This window comes from Synechococcus sp. JA-3-3Ab (assembly GCF_000013205.1).
Lineage (GTDB): Bacteria > Cyanobacteriota > Cyanobacteriia > Thermostichales > Thermostichaceae > Thermostichus.
Genome location: NC_007775.1, coordinates 480,666 through 497,526, shown reverse-complemented (window position 1 = coordinate 497,526; position 16,861 = coordinate 480,666). Strand labels below are relative to the sequence as shown.

General features: G+C 60.9%; 13 protein-coding genes. 10 read left to right on the top strand and 3 right to left on the bottom strand.

Going from position 1 to position 16,861, the window contains the following annotated elements:
* Nucleotides 1-21: 21 nt before the first annotated feature.
* Nucleotides 22-1,074, bottom strand: coding sequence for a VOC family protein (locus CYA_RS02245; RefSeq protein ID WP_011429385.1), 1,053 nt, complete (start codon nt 1,072-1,074; stop codon nt 22-24).
* A 397-nt stretch (nt 1,075-1,471) separates the two neighbouring features.
* Here CYA_RS02245 and pflB point away from each other — a divergent pair, with 397 nt between their 5' ends.
* The 10 genes from pflB to cysW all read left to right on the top strand — a co-directional run bounded on the left by pflB (nt 1,472) and on the right by cysW (nt 15,285).
* The gene (gene pflB, locus CYA_RS02240) at nt 1,472-3,778 is read left to right on the top strand and encodes a formate C-acetyltransferase (protein ID WP_011429384.1); all 2,307 of its coding nucleotides are present in this window, start codon (nt 1,472-1,474) and stop codon (nt 3,776-3,778) included.
* A gap of 87 nt (nt 3,779-3,865) precedes the next feature.
* Nucleotides 3,866-4,243: a pentapeptide repeat-containing protein gene (locus CYA_RS02235; RefSeq protein ID WP_011429383.1), complete on the top strand. Its 378-nt coding sequence runs from the start codon at nt 3,866-3,868 to the stop codon at nt 4,241-4,243.
* Between the two features lie 161 nt (nt 4,244-4,404).
* A complete protein-coding gene (pflA, locus tag CYA_RS02230) occupies nt 4,405-5,157 on the top strand; it encodes a pyruvate formate-lyase-activating protein (protein ID WP_011429382.1) in 753 nt (250 codons plus the stop codon).
* A gap of 181 nt (nt 5,158-5,338) precedes the next feature.
* Nucleotides 5,339-5,749 (top strand): OsmC family protein, encoded by a 411-nt coding sequence (locus tag CYA_RS02225; protein WP_011429381.1) that lies wholly within the window; start codon nt 5,339-5,341, stop codon nt 5,747-5,749.
* A gap of 90 nt (nt 5,750-5,839) precedes the next feature.
* A complete protein-coding gene (gene adhE / locus CYA_RS02220) occupies nt 5,840-8,470 on the top strand; it encodes a bifunctional acetaldehyde-CoA/alcohol dehydrogenase (protein WP_011429380.1) in 2,631 nt (876 codons plus the stop codon).
* A 25-nt stretch (nt 8,471-8,495) separates the two neighbouring features.
* Nucleotides 8,496-11,291: a bifunctional acetate--CoA ligase family protein/GNAT family N-acetyltransferase gene (locus tag CYA_RS02215; RefSeq protein ID WP_011429379.1), complete on the top strand. Its 2,796-nt coding sequence runs from the start codon at nt 8,496-8,498 to the stop codon at nt 11,289-11,291.
* Between the two features lie 39 nt (nt 11,292-11,330).
* The gene (locus CYA_RS02210) at nt 11,331-12,419 is read left to right on the top strand and encodes a sulfate ABC transporter substrate-binding protein (protein ID WP_228375412.1); all 1,089 of its coding nucleotides are present in this window, start codon (nt 11,331-11,333) and stop codon (nt 12,417-12,419) included.
* 174 nt (nt 12,420-12,593) lie between these two features.
* The gene (locus CYA_RS02205; protein ID WP_011429377.1) at nt 12,594-13,637 is read left to right on the top strand and encodes a sulfate/molybdate ABC transporter ATP-binding protein; all 1,044 of its coding nucleotides are present in this window, start codon (nt 12,594-12,596) and stop codon (nt 13,635-13,637) included.
* Nucleotides 13,638-13,643: 6 nt separating this feature from the next.
* Nucleotides 13,644-14,456 carry a sulfate ABC transporter permease subunit CysT gene (gene cysT, locus CYA_RS02200; RefSeq protein WP_011429376.1) on the top strand — a complete coding sequence of 271 codons (813 nt, stop codon included), beginning with the start codon at nt 13,644-13,646 and terminating at the stop codon, nt 14,454-14,456.
* The gene (gene cysW, locus CYA_RS02195) at nt 14,446-15,285 is read left to right on the top strand and encodes a sulfate ABC transporter permease subunit CysW (RefSeq protein ID WP_011429375.1); all 840 of its coding nucleotides are present in this window, start codon (nt 14,446-14,448) and stop codon (nt 15,283-15,285) included. The genes cysT and cysW overlap by 11 nt, the downstream gene beginning before the upstream one ends.
* A gap of 13 nt (nt 15,286-15,298) precedes the next feature.
* Here cysW and msrA read toward each other — a convergent pair whose 3' ends face one another.
* Nucleotides 15,299-15,973: a peptide-methionine (S)-S-oxide reductase MsrA gene (msrA, locus tag CYA_RS02190; RefSeq protein WP_011429374.1), complete on the bottom strand. Its 675-nt coding sequence runs from the start codon at nt 15,971-15,973 to the stop codon at nt 15,299-15,301.
* An 81-nt stretch (nt 15,974-16,054) separates the two neighbouring features.
* Nucleotides 16,055-16,840, bottom strand: coding sequence for an exodeoxyribonuclease III (xth, locus tag CYA_RS02185; protein WP_011429373.1), 786 nt, complete (start codon nt 16,838-16,840; stop codon nt 16,055-16,057).
* Nucleotides 16,841-16,861 lie beyond the last annotated feature (21 nt).

Genomic DNA, 16,861 nt, shown 5'->3' with positions numbered 1-16,861 from the left:
CCGGATCCCTGCCGGCTGTAGCTAAGGGGTCAGCGCCTGGTGTCGCTGTCGCTGTTGCCGTTCCAGGGCCTCGAACAAAGCCTGAAAATTGGCCTCGCCAAAGCCCGTGGCCCCGCCTAGCCGTTGAATGACTTCAAAGAAAAAGGTGGGCCGACCAAAGAGGGGCTGGGTAAAGGTCTGCAGCAGAAGGGGGCGATCCTGGCCATCAGAAGCGGGCAGGGTAGCATCCAGAAGGATCTGCTGCTCCACCAGGTCTTGCCAGGAGATGGCCTGCCCAAGGGCAGAACGGAGCGCCAACCCCAGCTCCCTTTCCAGGCTGGTGTAGTACTGCGGCGCCACTTGCAAAAAGTCCACTCCCCCCTGCCGCAACCGGCGCAGGCTGGCAACAATGTCTGAGCTGTGCAGCGCCGCGTGCTGAATGCCCGGGCCGCCATGGGCATGCAAAAACTCCTGAATCTGGGAAGCGGCACAGGTGGGCTCGTTGATGGCCCATTGGATCCCCGCTTCCGGATCCCCCACCACCACGCTTTCCAGGCCGGAGGTGGCGGTGCCGATGCTGTAGCGGTACAGCCGCCGCCAGCCCAGCACCCGCCCATACCAGTCGGCTGCCGCCTGCAGGGATCCCTGCTCCACGTTCAACACCACGTGATCCCAGTGGGAAAACAGGCCCGCTTCGGCAGGGGCGGCATCCAAGGGGCCAGGGATCAGAGAATGCCGGATCCCGTAGGGGGTGTGGAGGCAGAGCGCCGCTGCTGCCGGGATCCACGCCAGTTGGGCGCCTCGGCCCCGCAACAGCTCCGCCAAGGCCGGTAGCTCCTGCTCTCCCACCGCCAAGGCCACATCCACCACCCCCGGCCCATGCCGCTGCAAATGGCGGTCCACCTCGTCCCCCGCCCGTGCCGGCTGAGACAGGCGCAAGCGCAGGGATCCCTGCTCCAGCTCCAGGGTGTTGCCGGCGTCGCTTGCCACCCGGAAGCCCCAAACCCGACAAAAGTGTTCCCGCCAACGGGGCAGATCCCAAAGGTAGAAGTGCAGGTGGTGGATCCCTTGGACAATTCGAATGGACGGGTTCATAGAAAACTTCATAGAAAACGCACTGCTAACGCGAACACCAGGTCTTCTGGTGGGGCAACCGGGGCTGCCCTACCTCAGCATAGGTCGGCCCTTCGGCGAGGGAAAAGGTCAAAACTCTTTCCAGCAAACTCTTAAGACAACATTAAAAAACACGGTTAAAAATGCGCCCACAAAAACATCTTCCCAGGGCAAGAGACTAAAATTGAAGTGGGCGAGGTGTAGGGCCAACATCTAAAAAAAGAAACAGCAGAGTTGCTAAAAGCTCTCCCTCAAGTGAGTGGCTAGGCCTTCCCTTTTGCAAAGATTGTTGTAGCTTTTGGCAGCTGCTGAGGCGTCGCCTCGCCCTGTCGCCAGCCTATTGGCGGAGTTGTTAGGCGTAATAGCCGGGAGGATTGTTATGATAGCAAGCGCGCAGCGTTCTGTAGCTTTATCTACAGAATCGAAGGCCCAAAAAACCACAGAACGCAAAGTATCCGATCAAACGATTGGGAGAGATTTTCTGCCGGGACGGTGGCAACGCTGCATTGATGTCCGAGATTTTATTCAGCGCAATTACACTCCCTACACCGGCGACGAAAGCTTCTTGGCGCCGGCCAGCGAACGCACGCAGCGGCTGTGGGCCAAGGTTAAGGATTTGATGGCGCTGGAGCGGGAGCGGGGGGTTTTGGATGCCGACACGGACCTTCCTTCCAGCATCACCAGCCACCCGCCGGGCTATATCGACCGGGAGCTGGAGCAAATTGTAGGCCTACAGACCGACAAGCCCCTGAAGCGGGCCATTATGCCGTTCGGCGGCATCCGCATGGTGGAGACGGCCCTCAAGGCCTACGGCTACGAGCTGGATCCAAAGGTTAAGGAAATCTTTACCAAGTACCGCAAGACCCACAACGACGGGGTTTTCGACGCCTACACGGAGGAGATGCGCCGCTGCCGCCGCTCTGGCATCATCACCGGCTTGCCGGACGCCTATGGACGGGGCCGCATCATCGGCGACTACCGGCGGGTACCTCTCTATGGCGTGGATCGGCTGATTGAGGACAAGGAGGCGCAGAAGGCCAGCCTAGAGGTGGACACGATGGATGAAGAAACCATCCGCCTGCGGGAGGAGCTCTCAGAGCAGATCAAAGCCCTGTACGAGCTCAAGGAGATGGGGGCCAGCTACGGCTTTGACCTGGGCCGTCCGGCCAGCAACGCCCGCGAGGCCATCCAGTGGCTGTACCTGGCCTACCTGGCAGCCGTCAAAGAGCAAAATGGCGCTGCCATGTCCCTGGGGCGGGTTTCCACGTTCCTAGACATCTACATCGAGCGGGATCTGCAGGCCGGGATCCTCACCGAGGAAGAGGCCCAAGAGCTCATCGACCACTTTGTCATGAAGCTGCGCATGGTCAGGTTTTTGCGCACGCCGGAGTACAACGAGCTCTTTAGCGGGGATCCCACCTGGGTTACCGAGTGCATCGGCGGCATGGGGCTGGATGGGCGGCCTCTGGTTACCAAGACCAGCTTCCGCATGCTGCATACCCTCTACAACCTGGGGCCGGCACCGGAGCCCAACCTGACGGTGCTCTGGTCGGAGCGGCTGCCGGAAGCCTTCAAGCGCTACTGCGCCAAGGTCTCCATTGAAACCAGCTCCATCCAGTACGAAAACGACGACTTGATGCGCCCCTACTGGGGGGATGACTACGGCATCGCCTGCTGTGTGTCGGCCATGCGCATCGGCAAGCAGATGCAGTTTTTTGGAGCGCGGGTCAACCTGGCCAAGTGCCTACTCTATGCCATCAATGGCGGCCGGGACGAGATCTCCGGCGAGCAGGTGGCCCCGGCCTATGCCCCCATTACTTCTGAGGTGCTGGAGTATGACGAGGTGTGGCCGCGCCTGGTGCAGATGATGGCCTGGCTGGCCAAGACCTACGTCAACACCATGAACATCATCCACTACATGCACGACAAGTACTGCTACGAGCGCCTGGAGATGGCCCTGCACGACCGGGACGTGCTGCGCACCATGGCCTTTGGCCTGGCCGGCCTGTCGGTAACAGCCGACTCCCTATCCGCCATCAAATACGCGCGGGTACGGGCCATCCGGGATGAGCGGGGCCTAGTGGTGGATTACGCGGTGGATGGCGACTTCCCCAAATACGGCAACAACGATGACCGGGTTGACTCCATTGCGGTGCAACTGGTGCAGACCTTCATGGCCGAGCTGCGCAAGCACAAGACCTACCGCAATGCCATCCCCACCCAGTCCATCCTCACCATCACCTCCAACGTGGTCTACGGCAAGAAAACCGGCAACACCCCCGACGGGCGGCGAGCCGGCGAGCCCTTTGCCCCAGGGGCCAACCCCATGCACGGCCGGGACACCAAGGGGGCGGTGGCCTCGCTGGCTTCGGTGGCCAAGCTGCCCTACGACGACGCCCTGGATGGCATCTCCAACACCTTCTCGATTGTGCCGGCGGCCCTAGGTCGCACCGCCGAGGAGCGGGTTGCTAACCTGGTGGGGCTGCTGGACGGCTACATGCGGGATGGCGGCTTTCACCTCAACGTCAACGTCCTCAACCGCGAGACCCTGCTGCAGGCCATGGAGCACCCCGAGCTCTATCCCCAGCTCACCATCCGAGTGTCTGGCTACGCGGTGAACTTCATCAAGCTCACCCGCGAGCAACAACTGGATGTGATTAACCGCACCTTCCACCAACACTTCTAACGGAAAACGGCGGAGTGGGGGATCCCGGAAGGCTGCCCGTAGCAGGGTCGAGGGAAGGGATCCCCCCTCCCCAAGCAAGGAGGTTCGATGAGCTATAGCGTTTTGGACTTGGTTAGAGACTACGCGGCGGGACGGCGCGATTTCCAGGAGATCGAGCTGCCCCAGGCCGACTTGCGGGGCATCCACCTAGCCGGTGCCGACCTGCGCTCTGCTGATTTCAGAGGGGCCAACCTGGCAGGCGCCAACCTGCGGGGGTGTGACCTCAGCTTTGCCGATTTCACCGGCGCCAACCTATCGGGAGCGGATCTGCGGGGATGCCTGCTTTTCGGCAGCGATTTCCGCGGTGCCCTCTTGGAGGGGGCTTTGCTGGATCACGCCGATTACGATGCCTATACCCATTTCCCGGCGGGCTTTGATCCCAAAGCCCATCGCCTGCACAACATCTCGGCAGGTGTTTCCCAGTAGGGGGGTCTTTCCAGGGGTTGTCAACTGTTAAGCAAAACCCAGTTCGGGTAAAGCCCAAATCTCAAAAGAGACAAAACCATGGTGTGCGCAGCATAGACAGCAATTGGGAAGAAAACCTCAAGATTAATTGATATTTTGCAAAAGCTGTTGAGGATAGAAGTATGGATACCCCGCTCAACCCCTTGACGCCGATAACCGGCCGCATTCACTCGGTCGAGACCTGTGGCACGGTAGATGGGCCAGGGATCCGCTTTGTCATCTTTCTGCAGGGCTGTCCTCTGCGCTGTCTGTACTGCCACAATCCCGACTGTCGGGATCCCAATGCCGGCCAGGTGGTGACGGTGGATTCCCTCATGGCGGAGATCCAGCGCTGCCGCAACTACTACCTCAAGGGCGGGGGAGTCACGGCCAGCGGGGGGGAACCGTTGATGCAGCCCAACTTTGTGGCGGAGATTTTCCGCCGCTGCCATGAGCTGGACTTGCACACGGCTCTAGATACTTCCGGCTATGCGCCCTTGGGCGTGGCCAAGCCGGTGTTGGCCCATACAGACTTGGTGCTACTGGATATCAAGTCCTATCTGCCGGAGCTCTATCGCAAAGTTACCGGCGTTTCGCTGCAGCCCACTCTCGATCTGGCTCGCTATTTGGATCAGATTCACAAGCCCACCTGGATTCGTTTTGTGCTGGTTCCCGGGCTAACAGATCCCGAGGAAAACATCAAGGGCTTGGCCGAGTTTGTGGCCACGCTCTCCAACGTGGAGCGGGTGGAAGTTTTGCCCTTTCACAAGATGGGGGAATACAAATGGCAGCAGTTGGGATTGCCCTATACCCTCAGCGATGTTCAGCCGCCCACCCCGGAACAGATCAACCACGCTTTGCAGATCTTTCGCGAGCGGGGATTGGTGGCAGTTTAGTTTATCGCTGGAGCGACAGCAACAAAACTAGAGCCAATTCTGACTTGAGCCAGCCTGATCCCAAAGTCATCTCTAAAGTCCTTAGGCTGTCTCCAAGGTAATGCTAAGTTGAACTTAGTTGAACCCAATAGTCTAGCAGCTTGCCAACTCTGGTAGCTCCAAAAATGAGGAGGGATCCCTGGTGGAAGTGCGCGTAACCTACCAAAATGGCGTTCAATTTCAAGCCCAAAGCCGCGGCCATCGCATCCTCAGCGATCAGCCTTTGGACAACCACGGCCAAGATCAGGGAATGACGCCGCCGGAGTGGTTTTTGGCCTCTTTGGGTGCTTGTGTGGGGTTCTATGCCGTCAAGTATTTGGAAGCGCGGCAGTTGGATCCCAAAGGGCTGGAAGTGGTTGTTACCGCAGATAAAGTCGAGCACCCTGCCCGCCTAGACAACATTTGCATTCGGGTGAAAAGTGGGATCCCGCTCGACGAAAAACACCAAAAAGGGTTGGAAAAGGCAGTCGATGCGTGCATCATCCACAACACCCTTACCCATCCCCCAAAAATGACCACTGAGATCCAGGTTCCCGCGCCTGTTGGCGCTTAGCCGGTCAGCAGGCCCATGGAGTCTTGCAGCAATTTCTAACGGTTGCCTCAACTTTTAACCTGTATGGATGTAATTTTGGAGGATCCACCTATGCCTGTCACCAACCTCGAGGAACTGGAAGCTCTGATCCAACAGGTAAAAGCTGCCCAGGCTGAGTATGCCACCTTCACCCAGGAACAGGTGGATCGGATCTTTCACAAAGCTGCCCTGGCCGCCAACAACGAACGGATCCCGCTGGCCAAGCTGGCCGTGGAAGAGACCGGCATGGGGATTGTGGAAGACAAGGTGATCAAAAATCACTTTGCCTCTGAATACATTTACAACAAATACAAACACGAGAAAACCTGTGGCGTCATCGAGCGGGACGAGAGTTTTGGCTACGAGCGCATTGCCGAGCCGGTGGGGCTTTTGGCGGGCATTGTGCCAGTCACCAACCCCACTTCGACAACCATTTTCAAAGCTCTCATCACCCTGAAAACCCGCAACGCCATCATCTTTTCCCCTCACCCCCGCGCCAAACGATGCACCATTGCCGCGGCCAAGGTGGTCAAGGAGGCGGCTGAGGCAGCCGGTGCGCCTGTGGGGTTGATCGGCTGGATCGACGAGCCCACCATCGAGCTGTCTCAGGCTTTGATGCAACATCCGGAGGTGAAGTTGATCCTGGCCACCGGGGGCCCTGGCATGGTCAAGGCGGCCTATTCCTCCGGCCACCCCTCGCTGGGTGTGGGGGCGGGCAACACGCCGGCGGTGATCGACGCCAGCGCCGACATTCCCACAGCTGTCAGCTCGATCTTGCTCAGCAAAACTTTTGACAACGGCATGATCTGCGCCTCGGAACAGGCGGTGATCGTGGTGGAGGCCGTTTATGAGCAGGTGAAGGCGGAGTTTTGCCATCGAGGGGCCTACTTTTTGGATCCGGAACAGACGCAAGCGGTGCGCCGCATTCTCCTCAAGGATGGCCGTCTCAATCCAGCTATTGTTGGCCAATCGGTGCAGACCATCGCTGCTCTGGCCGGGATCCAGGTACCCGAAGGCAGCAAGCTGCTGATTGGGGAAGTGGAGAAGGTGGGGCCCGAAGAGCCGTTTTCCTACGAAAAATTGGCTCCTGTTTTGGCCCTCTACCGCGCCAAGGATTTCCCCAGCGCTGTCGATATGGCCGTCCAAGTGGTCAATTTCGGGGGGCGGGGCCACACCTCTGTTTTGTATACCGATCCCGCCAATCGGGACGATATTGCCTACTTTGAAAATGCCCTACAAACAGCGCGGGTGCTGATCAACACCCCCTCTTCCCAGGGAGCAATTGGGGATCTCTATAACTTCAGGCTGGATCCCTCGCTCACCCTAGGCTGTGGCACTTGGGGGGGCAATTCGGTCTCGGACAATGTGGGGCCGCGCCACCTGCTCAACATTAAAACGGTGGCCTACCGGCGGGAAAATATGCTCTGGTTTCGGGTGCCGCCCAAGATCTACTTCAAGCCGGGATGTCTACCGGTGGCGCTGCGGGAGTTGGCCGGCAAAAAACGGGCTTTTTTGGTTACCGATAGGCCCCTCTTCGAGCTGGGCGTGCTGCAGGCGGTTACCCGGGTTTTGGACGAACTGCAGATCAAGTGGGATGTCTACCACGACGTGGAGCCGGATCCCACCCTCAGCGCCGTCAACCGCGGCCTGGAGCAGCTGCGCCAGTTTCAGCCGGATGTCATCATCGCCGTGGGCGGCGGATCCCCCATGGACGCGGCCAAGGTGATGTGGCTGATGTACGAGCAGCCCCAGCTGGAGTTTGAAGGCCTGGCCACGCGCTTTATGGACATCCGCAAGCGGGTCTACGAGCTGCCGCCGCTGGGGCAAAAAGCCCAACTGGTCTGCATCCCCACCACTTCCGGGACGGGATCCGAGGTGACGCCCTTTGCCGTAGTCACCGACGACCGGGTGGGGATCAAGTACCCACTGGCCGACTACGCCCTCACCCCCAGCATGGCCATTGTGGATCCGGATCTCACTTTGAAGATGCCCAAGAAGCTAACCGCCTACGGCGGCCTCGATGCCCTTACCCATGCCCTGGAAGCCTATGTCTCGGTGATGGCCAGCGAGTTTACCGATGGGCTGGCGCTGCAGGCGATTAAGCTGCTGATGACCTACCTGCCGCGGGCCTACGAGAAGGGGGCCGAAGATCCAGAAGCCAGAGAAAAAGTCCACTACGCCGCCACCATTGCCGGCATGGCCTTTGCCAACGCCTTTTTGGGGGTGTGCCACTCCTTGGCCCACAAGCTGGGATCCACCTTCCACCTGCCCCACGGCCTGGCCAATGCCCTGATGATTACCCACGTCATCCGCTACAACGCCACCGACGCCCCCTTTAAGCAGGCCATCTTCCCCCAATACCGCTACCCCAACGCCAAGCACCGCTATGCCGAGATTGCCGATTACCTGCAGTTGGGCGGAGCCAATGATGATGAAAAGGTCATGCGCCTCATTGAGGCCATCGAGGAGCTAAAGCGGAAGCTAGGGATCCCGGCTACCATCCGCGAGGCCCTCAGCGAGAGCGAGCAGGCGTTCTACGACCGTCTGGAGGCGATGGCGGAGCAGGCTTTCGATGATCAATGCACCGGCGCCAACCCCCGCTACCCGCTGATTCAGGACATGAAGGAGCTGTACGTCTTGGCCTACCGGGGCTGCCGGGTGGAGGCTGCCCTCTACCACCAGCCGGAGCCGGTGTTGGCCTAGTCACCAGACATTGAGGAGTAAGCCCATGCGGCGCCGCCCTGACCCCAGCCTCGACATCTGGAAGGCCAGATCCCACCCCTTAGATCCCATTTTTCTGCCCCGCTCGGTGGCGGTGGTGGGGGCAACAGAGCGGGAGGGCAGTGTTGGGCGCACGGTCTTGTGGAACCTGATCAGCCACCCGTTTGGGGGCACGGTCTACCCGGTCAACCCCAAGCGGCACCAGGTGTTGGGCATCCGGGCCTATGAGCGGCTGTCTGCTTTGCCGGAGCCGGTGGATCTGGCCATCATCGCCATCCCGGCAGCCGGGGTGCCGGCGGTTATTCAAGAATGCGTCGAGGCCGGCGTCAAGGGAGCTATTGTCCTCTCGGCGGGCTTTAAGGAAATCGGCCCCGAGGGGCTGGAGCTGGAAAAGGCCATCCAAGAGGCTGCCCGCGGCAAGCTGCGCCTGATTGGCCCCAACTGCCTGGGGATCCAAAACCCCCACACGGGCCTAAATGCCACCTTTGCGGCCCAGATGGCCCGGCCCGGCAACGTGGGCTTTATCAGCCAAAGCGGGGCCCTCTGCACCTCGATCCTAGACTGGAGCCTGCAGGAAAATGTCGGCTTTAGCGCCTTTATCTCCCTGGGATCGATGCTGGATGTGGGCTGGGGGGATCTCATCGACTACCTGGGCCAGGATCCCCATACCCACAGCATCGTCCTCTACATGGAATCCGTCGGGGATGCGCGGTCGTTTTTGTCGGCGGCCCGCGAGGTGGCGCTGAGCAAGCCCATCATCGTCATCAAGGCGGGGCGCACCCAGGCGGCGGCCCAGGCGGCGGCCTCCCACACGGGATCCCTCACCGGCAGCGACGCGGTTTTGGATGCGGCCTTCCGCCGCTGCGGCGTGCTGCGGGTGGATCACATTGAAGATCTCTTCGACATGGCAGAGGTGCTGGCCAAACAGCCCCGTCCGCAAGGGCCCCACCTCAGCATCCTCACCAATGCCGGCGGGCCAGGGGTGCTGGCCACCGACGCCCTCATTCGCGCCGGCGGATCCCTGGCCTCTCTTGCCCCGGAGACGCTGGAGCAGCTCAGCCAGATCCTGCCGCCCCACTGGAGCCACGGCAACCCCATCGACGTTTTGGGCGATGCCGGGCCGGAGCGCTTTGCCCAGGCGCTGGAGATCGTGCTGCGGGATCCCGGCAGCCAGGGCTGTCTGGTGATCCTCACCCCCCAGGCGATGACAGATCCCACCGCCACGGCCGCCAAGGTGGTGGAGACCTGGCGGCGCAGCGGATCTCGCCAACCCATCCTGGCCAGTTGGATGGGGGGAGCCCTGGTGGATGCCGGCGAGCAGATCCTCAACCAGGCCGGGATCCCCACCTACCGCTACCCCGACCAGGCGGCGCGGGTGTTTAGCTACTTGTGGCGCTTTAGCGACAACCTCAAGGCCCTCTACGAAACTCCCACTTTGCCCCCTGCAAGAGCGGTCGAGCGGGATAGGGTGCACCAAATCCTCAGCCAAGCCCGGCAGCAAGGTCGCACGCTCTTAACCGAGGTCGAGTCCAAGGAGATCCTAGCCGCCTACGGGATCCCGGTGGTGCCCACGCGGGTGGCAGCAAGTTCGGAAGCGGCGGTGGAAGCTGCTGAGGCCATAGGCTACCCGGTGGTGCTGAAGCTTTACTCCCACACCCTCACCCACAAAAGCGACGTAGGCGGCGTGCAGCTCAACCTGCCCGATGCCGAAGCCGTGCGGCGGGCCTACCAGCAGATCCAGACTAATGTTGCCGAAAAAGCCGGATCCCAGCACTTTCAAGGGGTGACGGTGCAGCCCATGGTTCCCACCAACGGCTACGAGCTGATCCTGGGCAGCAGCGAGGATCCCCAGTTTGGGCCGGTGTTGCTCTTTGGCAGCGGCGGCCAACTGGTGGAGGTGTTTCAAGATCGCTCCATCGGCCTTCCCCCCCTCAACACTACCTTGGCGCGGCGCTTGATGGAGAATACCCTCATCTACAAGGCCCTCAAGGGGGTGCGGGGACGCCGAGCCGTGGATCTGGAGGCCCTGGAGCAGCTTTTGGTGCGCTTCAGCCAACTGGTGGCCGAGCAGCGGGAGATTAAAGAGATCGACATCAATCCGCTGCTGGCTTCCAGCGAGGGCCTGCTGGCTTTGGATGCCCGCGTCATTTTGCGCGCGGAGCAAGAACCACCCGTGCCGTTGGCCATCCGCCCCTATCCCACCCAGTACATCTGGAGCTTCCGGGACGGCATCACCATCCGCCCCATCCGCCCTGAAGACGAGCCGCTGGTAATCCAGTTTCATCGCCACGTCTCCGACTACAGCATCTACCTGCGCTACTTCCACCCCATCAAATACAGCGCCCGCATCGCCCACGAGCGCTTAATCCGCATCTGCTTCAACGACTACGACCGCGAGATCGCCCTGGTGGCGGAAAAACAGGAGCCAGAAGCCACAATCCTCGGCATCAGCCGCCTCTCCAAAAGACACGGCCTCCCCGAAGAGGCGGAGTTTGCCCTGCTGGTGGCGGATCCCTATCAACGGCAGGGGATCGGCACGGAGCTGCTGACCCGCCTGATTCAGGTGGCCCGCTGCGAAGGAATCCGGCGTCTGGCCGGCGAGGTGCTCAGCGAAAACGAGGGCATGCGCCGCCTGTGCAAGCGGCTAGGGTTCCAGTTGCTCCCCTCCCCGGAGGATCCCGGCCTCCTCAATGCCACGCTGGATCTCGCTGCCGACGCGGCGCCCCCCCACCCCCTGCCCCGCCTAGGGATCCCTGGTCTAAAAACGGTTTGCCGACTGGATTACCGTAGAATAGTTCCTTAGCCTCCAACCTCCCCTCGCCTTTTGGGAGAGGGGTTGGGGGTGAGGGACGGAGAAGTGGAGAAGTTTTTGGGGATGGCGGTGAAGATGGAAGGGGCAGCGGGGAAGCCATTGGGGATCCCTTCACCCGTCGCGGTGGCCTGGTGGGGGAGAGCGGGGCGGTGGCTGGCGGTGGGATTCCTTCTGCTGGGGCTAGGTGGCTGTGGGGTGGGATCCCACGGGGAAGTGAGGATTCTTCTGGCTTCTTTTGCGGTGACCCGCGATGCCTACCGCCAGATCATCCCTGCCTTTGAGGCCCATTGGCTGGCCCAGACCGGACAACGGGTGCGGGTGGAAAGCAGCTACGCCGGCTCGGCAACGCAGGCGCGGGCGGTCATCGAGGGGCTGGATGCCGATGTGGTGGCCCTGGCCCTAGGCCTGGATGTGGAGCGCATTGTGGCTGCCGGCCTGATTCGGCCAGGCTGGGAAAGCCGCACCCCCAACCAGGGGATCGTCACCCGCTCGGTGGCGGCCATCGTCACGCGACAGGGCAACCCCCGTGGTATCCGCTCTTGGCTGGATCTGGCTCGGCCCGGCCTGCAGGTGATTACCGCCAACCCCAAAACCTCCGGGGGTGCCCGCTGGAACTTTTTGGCCCTCTGGAGCGCTGTCCCTGAGCCGCAGGCCCTAGCCTTCACTACTCAGGTCTACAAAAACGTCCGCGTCCTGCCGCGGGACTCGCGGGAGGCTACGGATGTCTTTTTCCAAAAAGGGCAGGGGGATGCCCTGCTCACCTACGAACATGAGGTGATCCTGGCGGGCTTGCGCGGCCAGCCCTTGCCCTACGTGGTGCCGGATCCCAACATTTCCATCGACAACCCGGTAGCGGTGGTGGATGCCAACGTAGACCGCAAGGGCACCCGCGCCGTGGCCGAAGCCTTTGTGGACTATCTCTTTACGCCCGAGGCGCAGCGGGCCTTTGCCAAGGTGGGTTTTCGGCCAGTGGAGCCCACGGTGGCGCAAGAGTTTGCCTGGCGTTACCCTCCTGTTGAGAAACTGGTAACCGTTGCCGACCTAGGCGGCTGGGAGACAATCCAAAACCGCTTCTTTGCCGATGGAGCTTTGTTTGACCGCATTCAAGCCGAGTTGTAGGGAGGCTCCCTTGTTTTGGATTCCCATTCAAGTTATTCTGGGAGCTGTATCAACGGTTTGTTGACAGGTTTACCGTAGATTAGGTGGGCGTTTAACTTCCCTCAACCTTTTGAGAAACTCAGCCGGCAACCAATCCAGCAACTTCTCAGGCAAACCACTAGCTAGGCAGAGCCTATGGGCATCACCATTGCAGGGGTATCGAAGCGCTTCGGCGAGTTTCAGGCGCTCTACCCTACCGATCTCACCATCCCCACGGGATCCCTAGTGGCTTTGTTGGGGCCGTCGGGTTCTGGCAAATCTACCCTGCTGCGCCTGATTGCCGGCCTGGAGAAGCCAGACACGGGGCGGATTTTCCTCACCGGGCGGGATGCCACCCACGCCAGCGTCCAGGAGCGCAACGTCGGCTTTGTCTTCCAGCACTACGCCCTGTTTAAGCACATGACGGTGCGGCAGAACATTGCCTTTGGCCTGGAGATCCGCAGGCTGCCAAGAGCTGAAATTCGGGCACGGGTGGACGAGCTGCTGGAGCTGGTGCAACTGTCGGGGTTTGGGGATCACTACCCCTCCCAGCTTTCGGGGGGGCAGCGGCAGCGGGTGGCCCTGGCCCGTGCTCTGGCGGTGGAGCCGCAGGTGTTGCTTTTGGATGAGCCCTTCGGGGCGCTGGATGCCAGAGTGCGCAAGGAGCTGCGCCAGTGGCTGCGGCGCCTACACGACGAGGTGCATGTCACCACCGTCCTGGTTACCCACGACCAAGAAGAGGCTATGGAGGTGGCCGACCAAATTGTGGTCATGAACCAGGGGCGGATCGAACAGGTGGGATCCCCTGCCGAGATCTACGATCATCCGGCCACTCCCTTTGTCATGAGCTTTATTGGCCCGGTCAACGAGCTCTCGCCCCGCTCCGTATTATCCTGCCAGCTCCCTGAAGCGCAGGCCGGCCCGCATCGGCTTTTCTTGCGCCCCCATGATGTCCAAATTGAGCTCAGCCCCACCAGCAGCGGTGTCTCGGCTTGGGTCAAAGAGATCATCCACCTAGGGCGGGAGATCCAGGCGGAGCTGGTCTTGAGCGATGGCGGATCCCTTTGGGCCCACCTTAGCCGCGAGCAATACGCCAGCCAGCCCCTGCACATAGGGCAGCAGGTTTACGTGCGCCCCAGGGTAATCAAAGCCTTCCCCATCAAGAAAACGGAAATGACAGCCATGGCGGTGGGAGCTTAGGGAACCTTGCTGCAGGCGGTGTTTCCAGTGTCTTGGCCCTGGTGGCTGACCCTGGGCTATCTCTTCCTGATGTTGGTCTTGCCACTAGCTGCCTTGGTTGCCAAGGCCAGCACCTTGGGCTGGGCAGAGTTTTGGCGGATTGCCACCGATCCCCTGGCCCTCTCTGCCTATGAGGTTACTTTTGTAACCGCCTTGCTGGCGGCCTTAGTGAACGGTGTGATGGGCACTCTGACCGCCTGGGTGTTGGTGCGCTACGCCTTCCCTGGGAAAAAGCTCCTCGAGGGGTTGATTGATCTGCCCTTTGCCCTGCCCACGGCTGTGGCCGGCCTCACCCTGGCGACCGTCTACAGCAGCAACGGCTGGATAGGATCCCTGCTGGCTCCCTTGGGAATCCGCATTGCCTTTACCCGCTGGGGGGTGGGGGTAGCAATGCTGTTTATCTCTTTTCCCTTTGTGGTGCGGACCGTGCAGCCGGTGCTGCAGGAACTGGAACCGGATGTGGAGGAAGCTGCCTGGAGCTTGGGCGCCTCCCGCTGGCAGACCTTTTGCCGAGTGGTACTGCCGCAAATTCTGCCGTCTATCCTAACGGGGGTGGCGCTGGGGTTTTCTCGCGCTGTCGGTGAGTATGGCTCCATCGTCATTATTGCCGCCAGCATCCCCTTCGAGGATTTGATTGCGGCGGTGCTGGTCATCCAAAGACTGGAACAGTACGACTACGCCGGCGCCACGGTGATTGGGACGGTGATGCTGGTGATCTCCTTCCTTTTGCTGGCGGTGATTAACCTTCTGCAAGGCTGGGCAAGTCGCCATGAGACCTAAGGGAGTTGCCGAGGTTCAAGGGAAGCCACCCGCCAACCCTTGGCTGGCTGGCCTGCTGATTGGGATCGTCTTGCTCTATGTGGGGCTGCTCATCGGGATCCCCCTGGTGAATGTCTTCTACCAGGCGTTGCGGGAAGGGATCCCCAGTTTTTTTCAGCACCTGGGGGAGCGAGAGTTTCTCAGCGCAGCCCGCTTGACTTTGCTAACTGCCCTGGTTGTCGTGCCTCTCAATACTCTTTTTGGCCTCTGCGCTGCCATAGCGCTAGCACGCCGCCGCTTTCCAGGGCGGGCCTTGCTGCTTAGCCTCATTGACCTGCCCTTTTCCATTTCGCCGGTAGTAGCCGGCCTGATGCTGGTGCTGATCTTTGGCCGTCAAGGTTGGCTGGGATCCTGGAACCTGCGGGTCATTTTTGCGTTTCCAGGCATTGTGCTGGCCACGGCTTTCATCACCTTGCCCTTTGTGGTGCGGGAAGTATTGCCGGTGTTGGAAGAGGCCGGCACCGAGGAAGAAGAAGCCGCCAAAACTCTGGGGGCCAATTCCTGGCAGGTCTTCTGGCGGATTACCCTGCCCAACATCCGCTGGGGCCTCTTGTATGGAGTCATCCTCACCAATGCCCGCGCCATGGGGGAGTTTGGCGCTGTGGCGGTGGTCTCGGGCAACATCGTTGGGCGCACCCAAACCCTGCCTCTGTTTGTGGAAGATGCCTATCGCAGCTATGCCACAGGATCAGCCTATGCAGCCGCGGTGGTGCTTTCTTTGCTGGCGGTGGTGACCCTAGTGGCCAGGGAGCTGCTGGAGCGGGGATCCCCTTCCCGCCGCATCTTTTAGGTTCCCTCTCTCTCTAGGGAGAAAGGTCGGGGGTGAGGAGCTCCGGCAGCGGTACCCCAGTTCCCCCCAGGCCGCAGTAGCCGCGCGGGTTTTTGGCGAGGTACTGCTGGTGGTAGTCTTCGGCGTAGTAGAACTCTGGAGCCTCCAGGATCTCAGTGGTGATGGGGCCGCAGCCGTGGGCGCTCAGGACTTGCTGGTAGAGGTCGCGGGTTTTTTCCGCCAGCTCCCGCTGGGTCTGGGAATAGACGTAGATGCCGGAGCGATACTGAGTGCCCACATCATTGCCCTGGCGCATCCCCTGGGTGGGATCGTGGTTTTCCCAAAAGACTTTCAAGAGCTGGAGGTAGCTAATCTGGCTGGGATCGTAAACCACCCGCACCACCTCGTTGTGGCCAGTCAAGCCAGTGCAGACCTCTTCATAGGTGGGGTTGGGAGTATACCCGCCCGCATAGCCCACTGCAGTGGTGAACACCCCAGGCAACTGCCAAAACCTGCGCTCCGCTCCCCAGAAGCAGCCCATGCCAAACATGGCTAGCTCCATCCCCTCGGGAAAAGGGGGCTTCAGGGGCGTGCCCTTGACGTAGTGCCGGTTAACGATTGCCATTGGCTCGGAGCGGCCCGGCAAAGCCTCCTCCGGGGTAGGCAGGGTCAGTTTCTTGCTCAGTTTGCCGAAACCAAAGAGCGCCATGGCGGCAGCCCGATACATTCGTTAACGTCTACCAGCCTAGCGTAGATAGCCGCTGTTGTCTCAAGGGAGCGGCTTAGGGTTTTAGACTGCCAGCTCCACAACCACAGGGGCATGGTCGCTGGGCTTTTCTGCCCGCCGCGGCTCGACGTCGATCCAGCAAGCCGTAGCTTTGTCCTGAAGCAAGGGGGAAAGGTAGAGGTGGTCAATGCGCCAGCCCCGATTCTTCTGGAATCCACCCCCGCGGTAGTCCCACCAGCTAAAATGTCCAGGGTCCGGGTTAAACTTGCGAAAGGCATCCTCAAAGCCCAAAGCCAGGATCTTCTGCAGGGCCTGCCGCTCCGGCTCAGAGGCCATGATTTCTCCGGCTTTGCCGGGATCGTAGATATCCCGATCTTCCGGGGCGATGTTGAAGTCGCCACAGAGCAGAATAGGCTGCCCTTGGTCGAGGGCCACCTGGAGGTAGTCTTTCAGGCAGGCCAGCCAGCGCAACTTGTAGGCGTACTTGTCAGATCCCACCGCCTCGCCATTGGGCACGTAGAGGTTGAGGATGCGGATGCCGCGGTAGAGGCCGCCAATAAGCCGCTTTTGCTCATCCAGCTCTGCGGCTGCCGGCAGCAGGGCAGCAAAGCCCCGCTCCACCTTTTCCGGCACCTCCCGGCTGATGAGGGCAACGCCGTTGTAGGCTTTCTGCCCGTACACCTCCACATGGAAGCCCCGCTCCTCAAAGGGGGCACGGGGAAACTCCGCATCCACCACCTTGGTCTCCTGCAGGCAGAGCACATCCAGGGATCCCTGCTTGTCCAGCCAAGCCAAAACCTGGGGCAGCCGGGTGCGAATGGAGTTGACGTTCCAGGTGGCCACTTGCATGGCAGCAGGTTTCCAAGACGA

What these genes read in the sequence shown, in the direction of transcription:
- xth (WP_011429373.1), bottom strand. Translation starts at nt 16,840, where the DNA reads ATGCAAGTGGCCACCTGGAACGTCAACTCCATTCGCACCCGGCTGCCC.
- CYA_RS02245 (WP_011429385.1), bottom strand. Translation starts at nt 1,074, where the DNA reads ATGAACCCGTCCATTCGAATTGTCCAAGGGATCCACCACCTGCACTTC.
- CYA_RS02235 (WP_011429383.1), top strand. Translation starts at nt 3,866, where the DNA reads ATGAGCTATAGCGTTTTGGACTTGGTTAGAGACTACGCGGCGGGACGG.
- pflB (WP_011429384.1), top strand. Translation starts at nt 1,472, where the DNA reads ATGATAGCAAGCGCGCAGCGTTCTGTAGCTTTATCTACAGAATCGAAG.
- CYA_RS02205 (WP_011429377.1), top strand. Translation starts at nt 12,594, where the DNA reads ATGGGCATCACCATTGCAGGGGTATCGAAGCGCTTCGGCGAGTTTCAG.
- adhE (WP_011429380.1), top strand. Translation starts at nt 5,840, where the DNA reads ATGCCTGTCACCAACCTCGAGGAACTGGAAGCTCTGATCCAACAGGTA.
- CYA_RS02215 (WP_011429379.1), top strand. Translation starts at nt 8,496, where the DNA reads ATGCGGCGCCGCCCTGACCCCAGCCTCGACATCTGGAAGGCCAGATCC.
- pflA (WP_011429382.1), top strand. Translation starts at nt 4,405, where the DNA reads ATGGATACCCCGCTCAACCCCTTGACGCCGATAACCGGCCGCATTCAC.
- msrA (WP_011429374.1), bottom strand. Translation starts at nt 15,973, where the DNA reads ATGGCGCTCTTTGGTTTCGGCAAACTGAGCAAGAAACTGACCCTGCCT.
- cysW (WP_011429375.1), top strand. Translation starts at nt 14,446, where the DNA reads ATGAGACCTAAGGGAGTTGCCGAGGTTCAAGGGAAGCCACCCGCCAAC.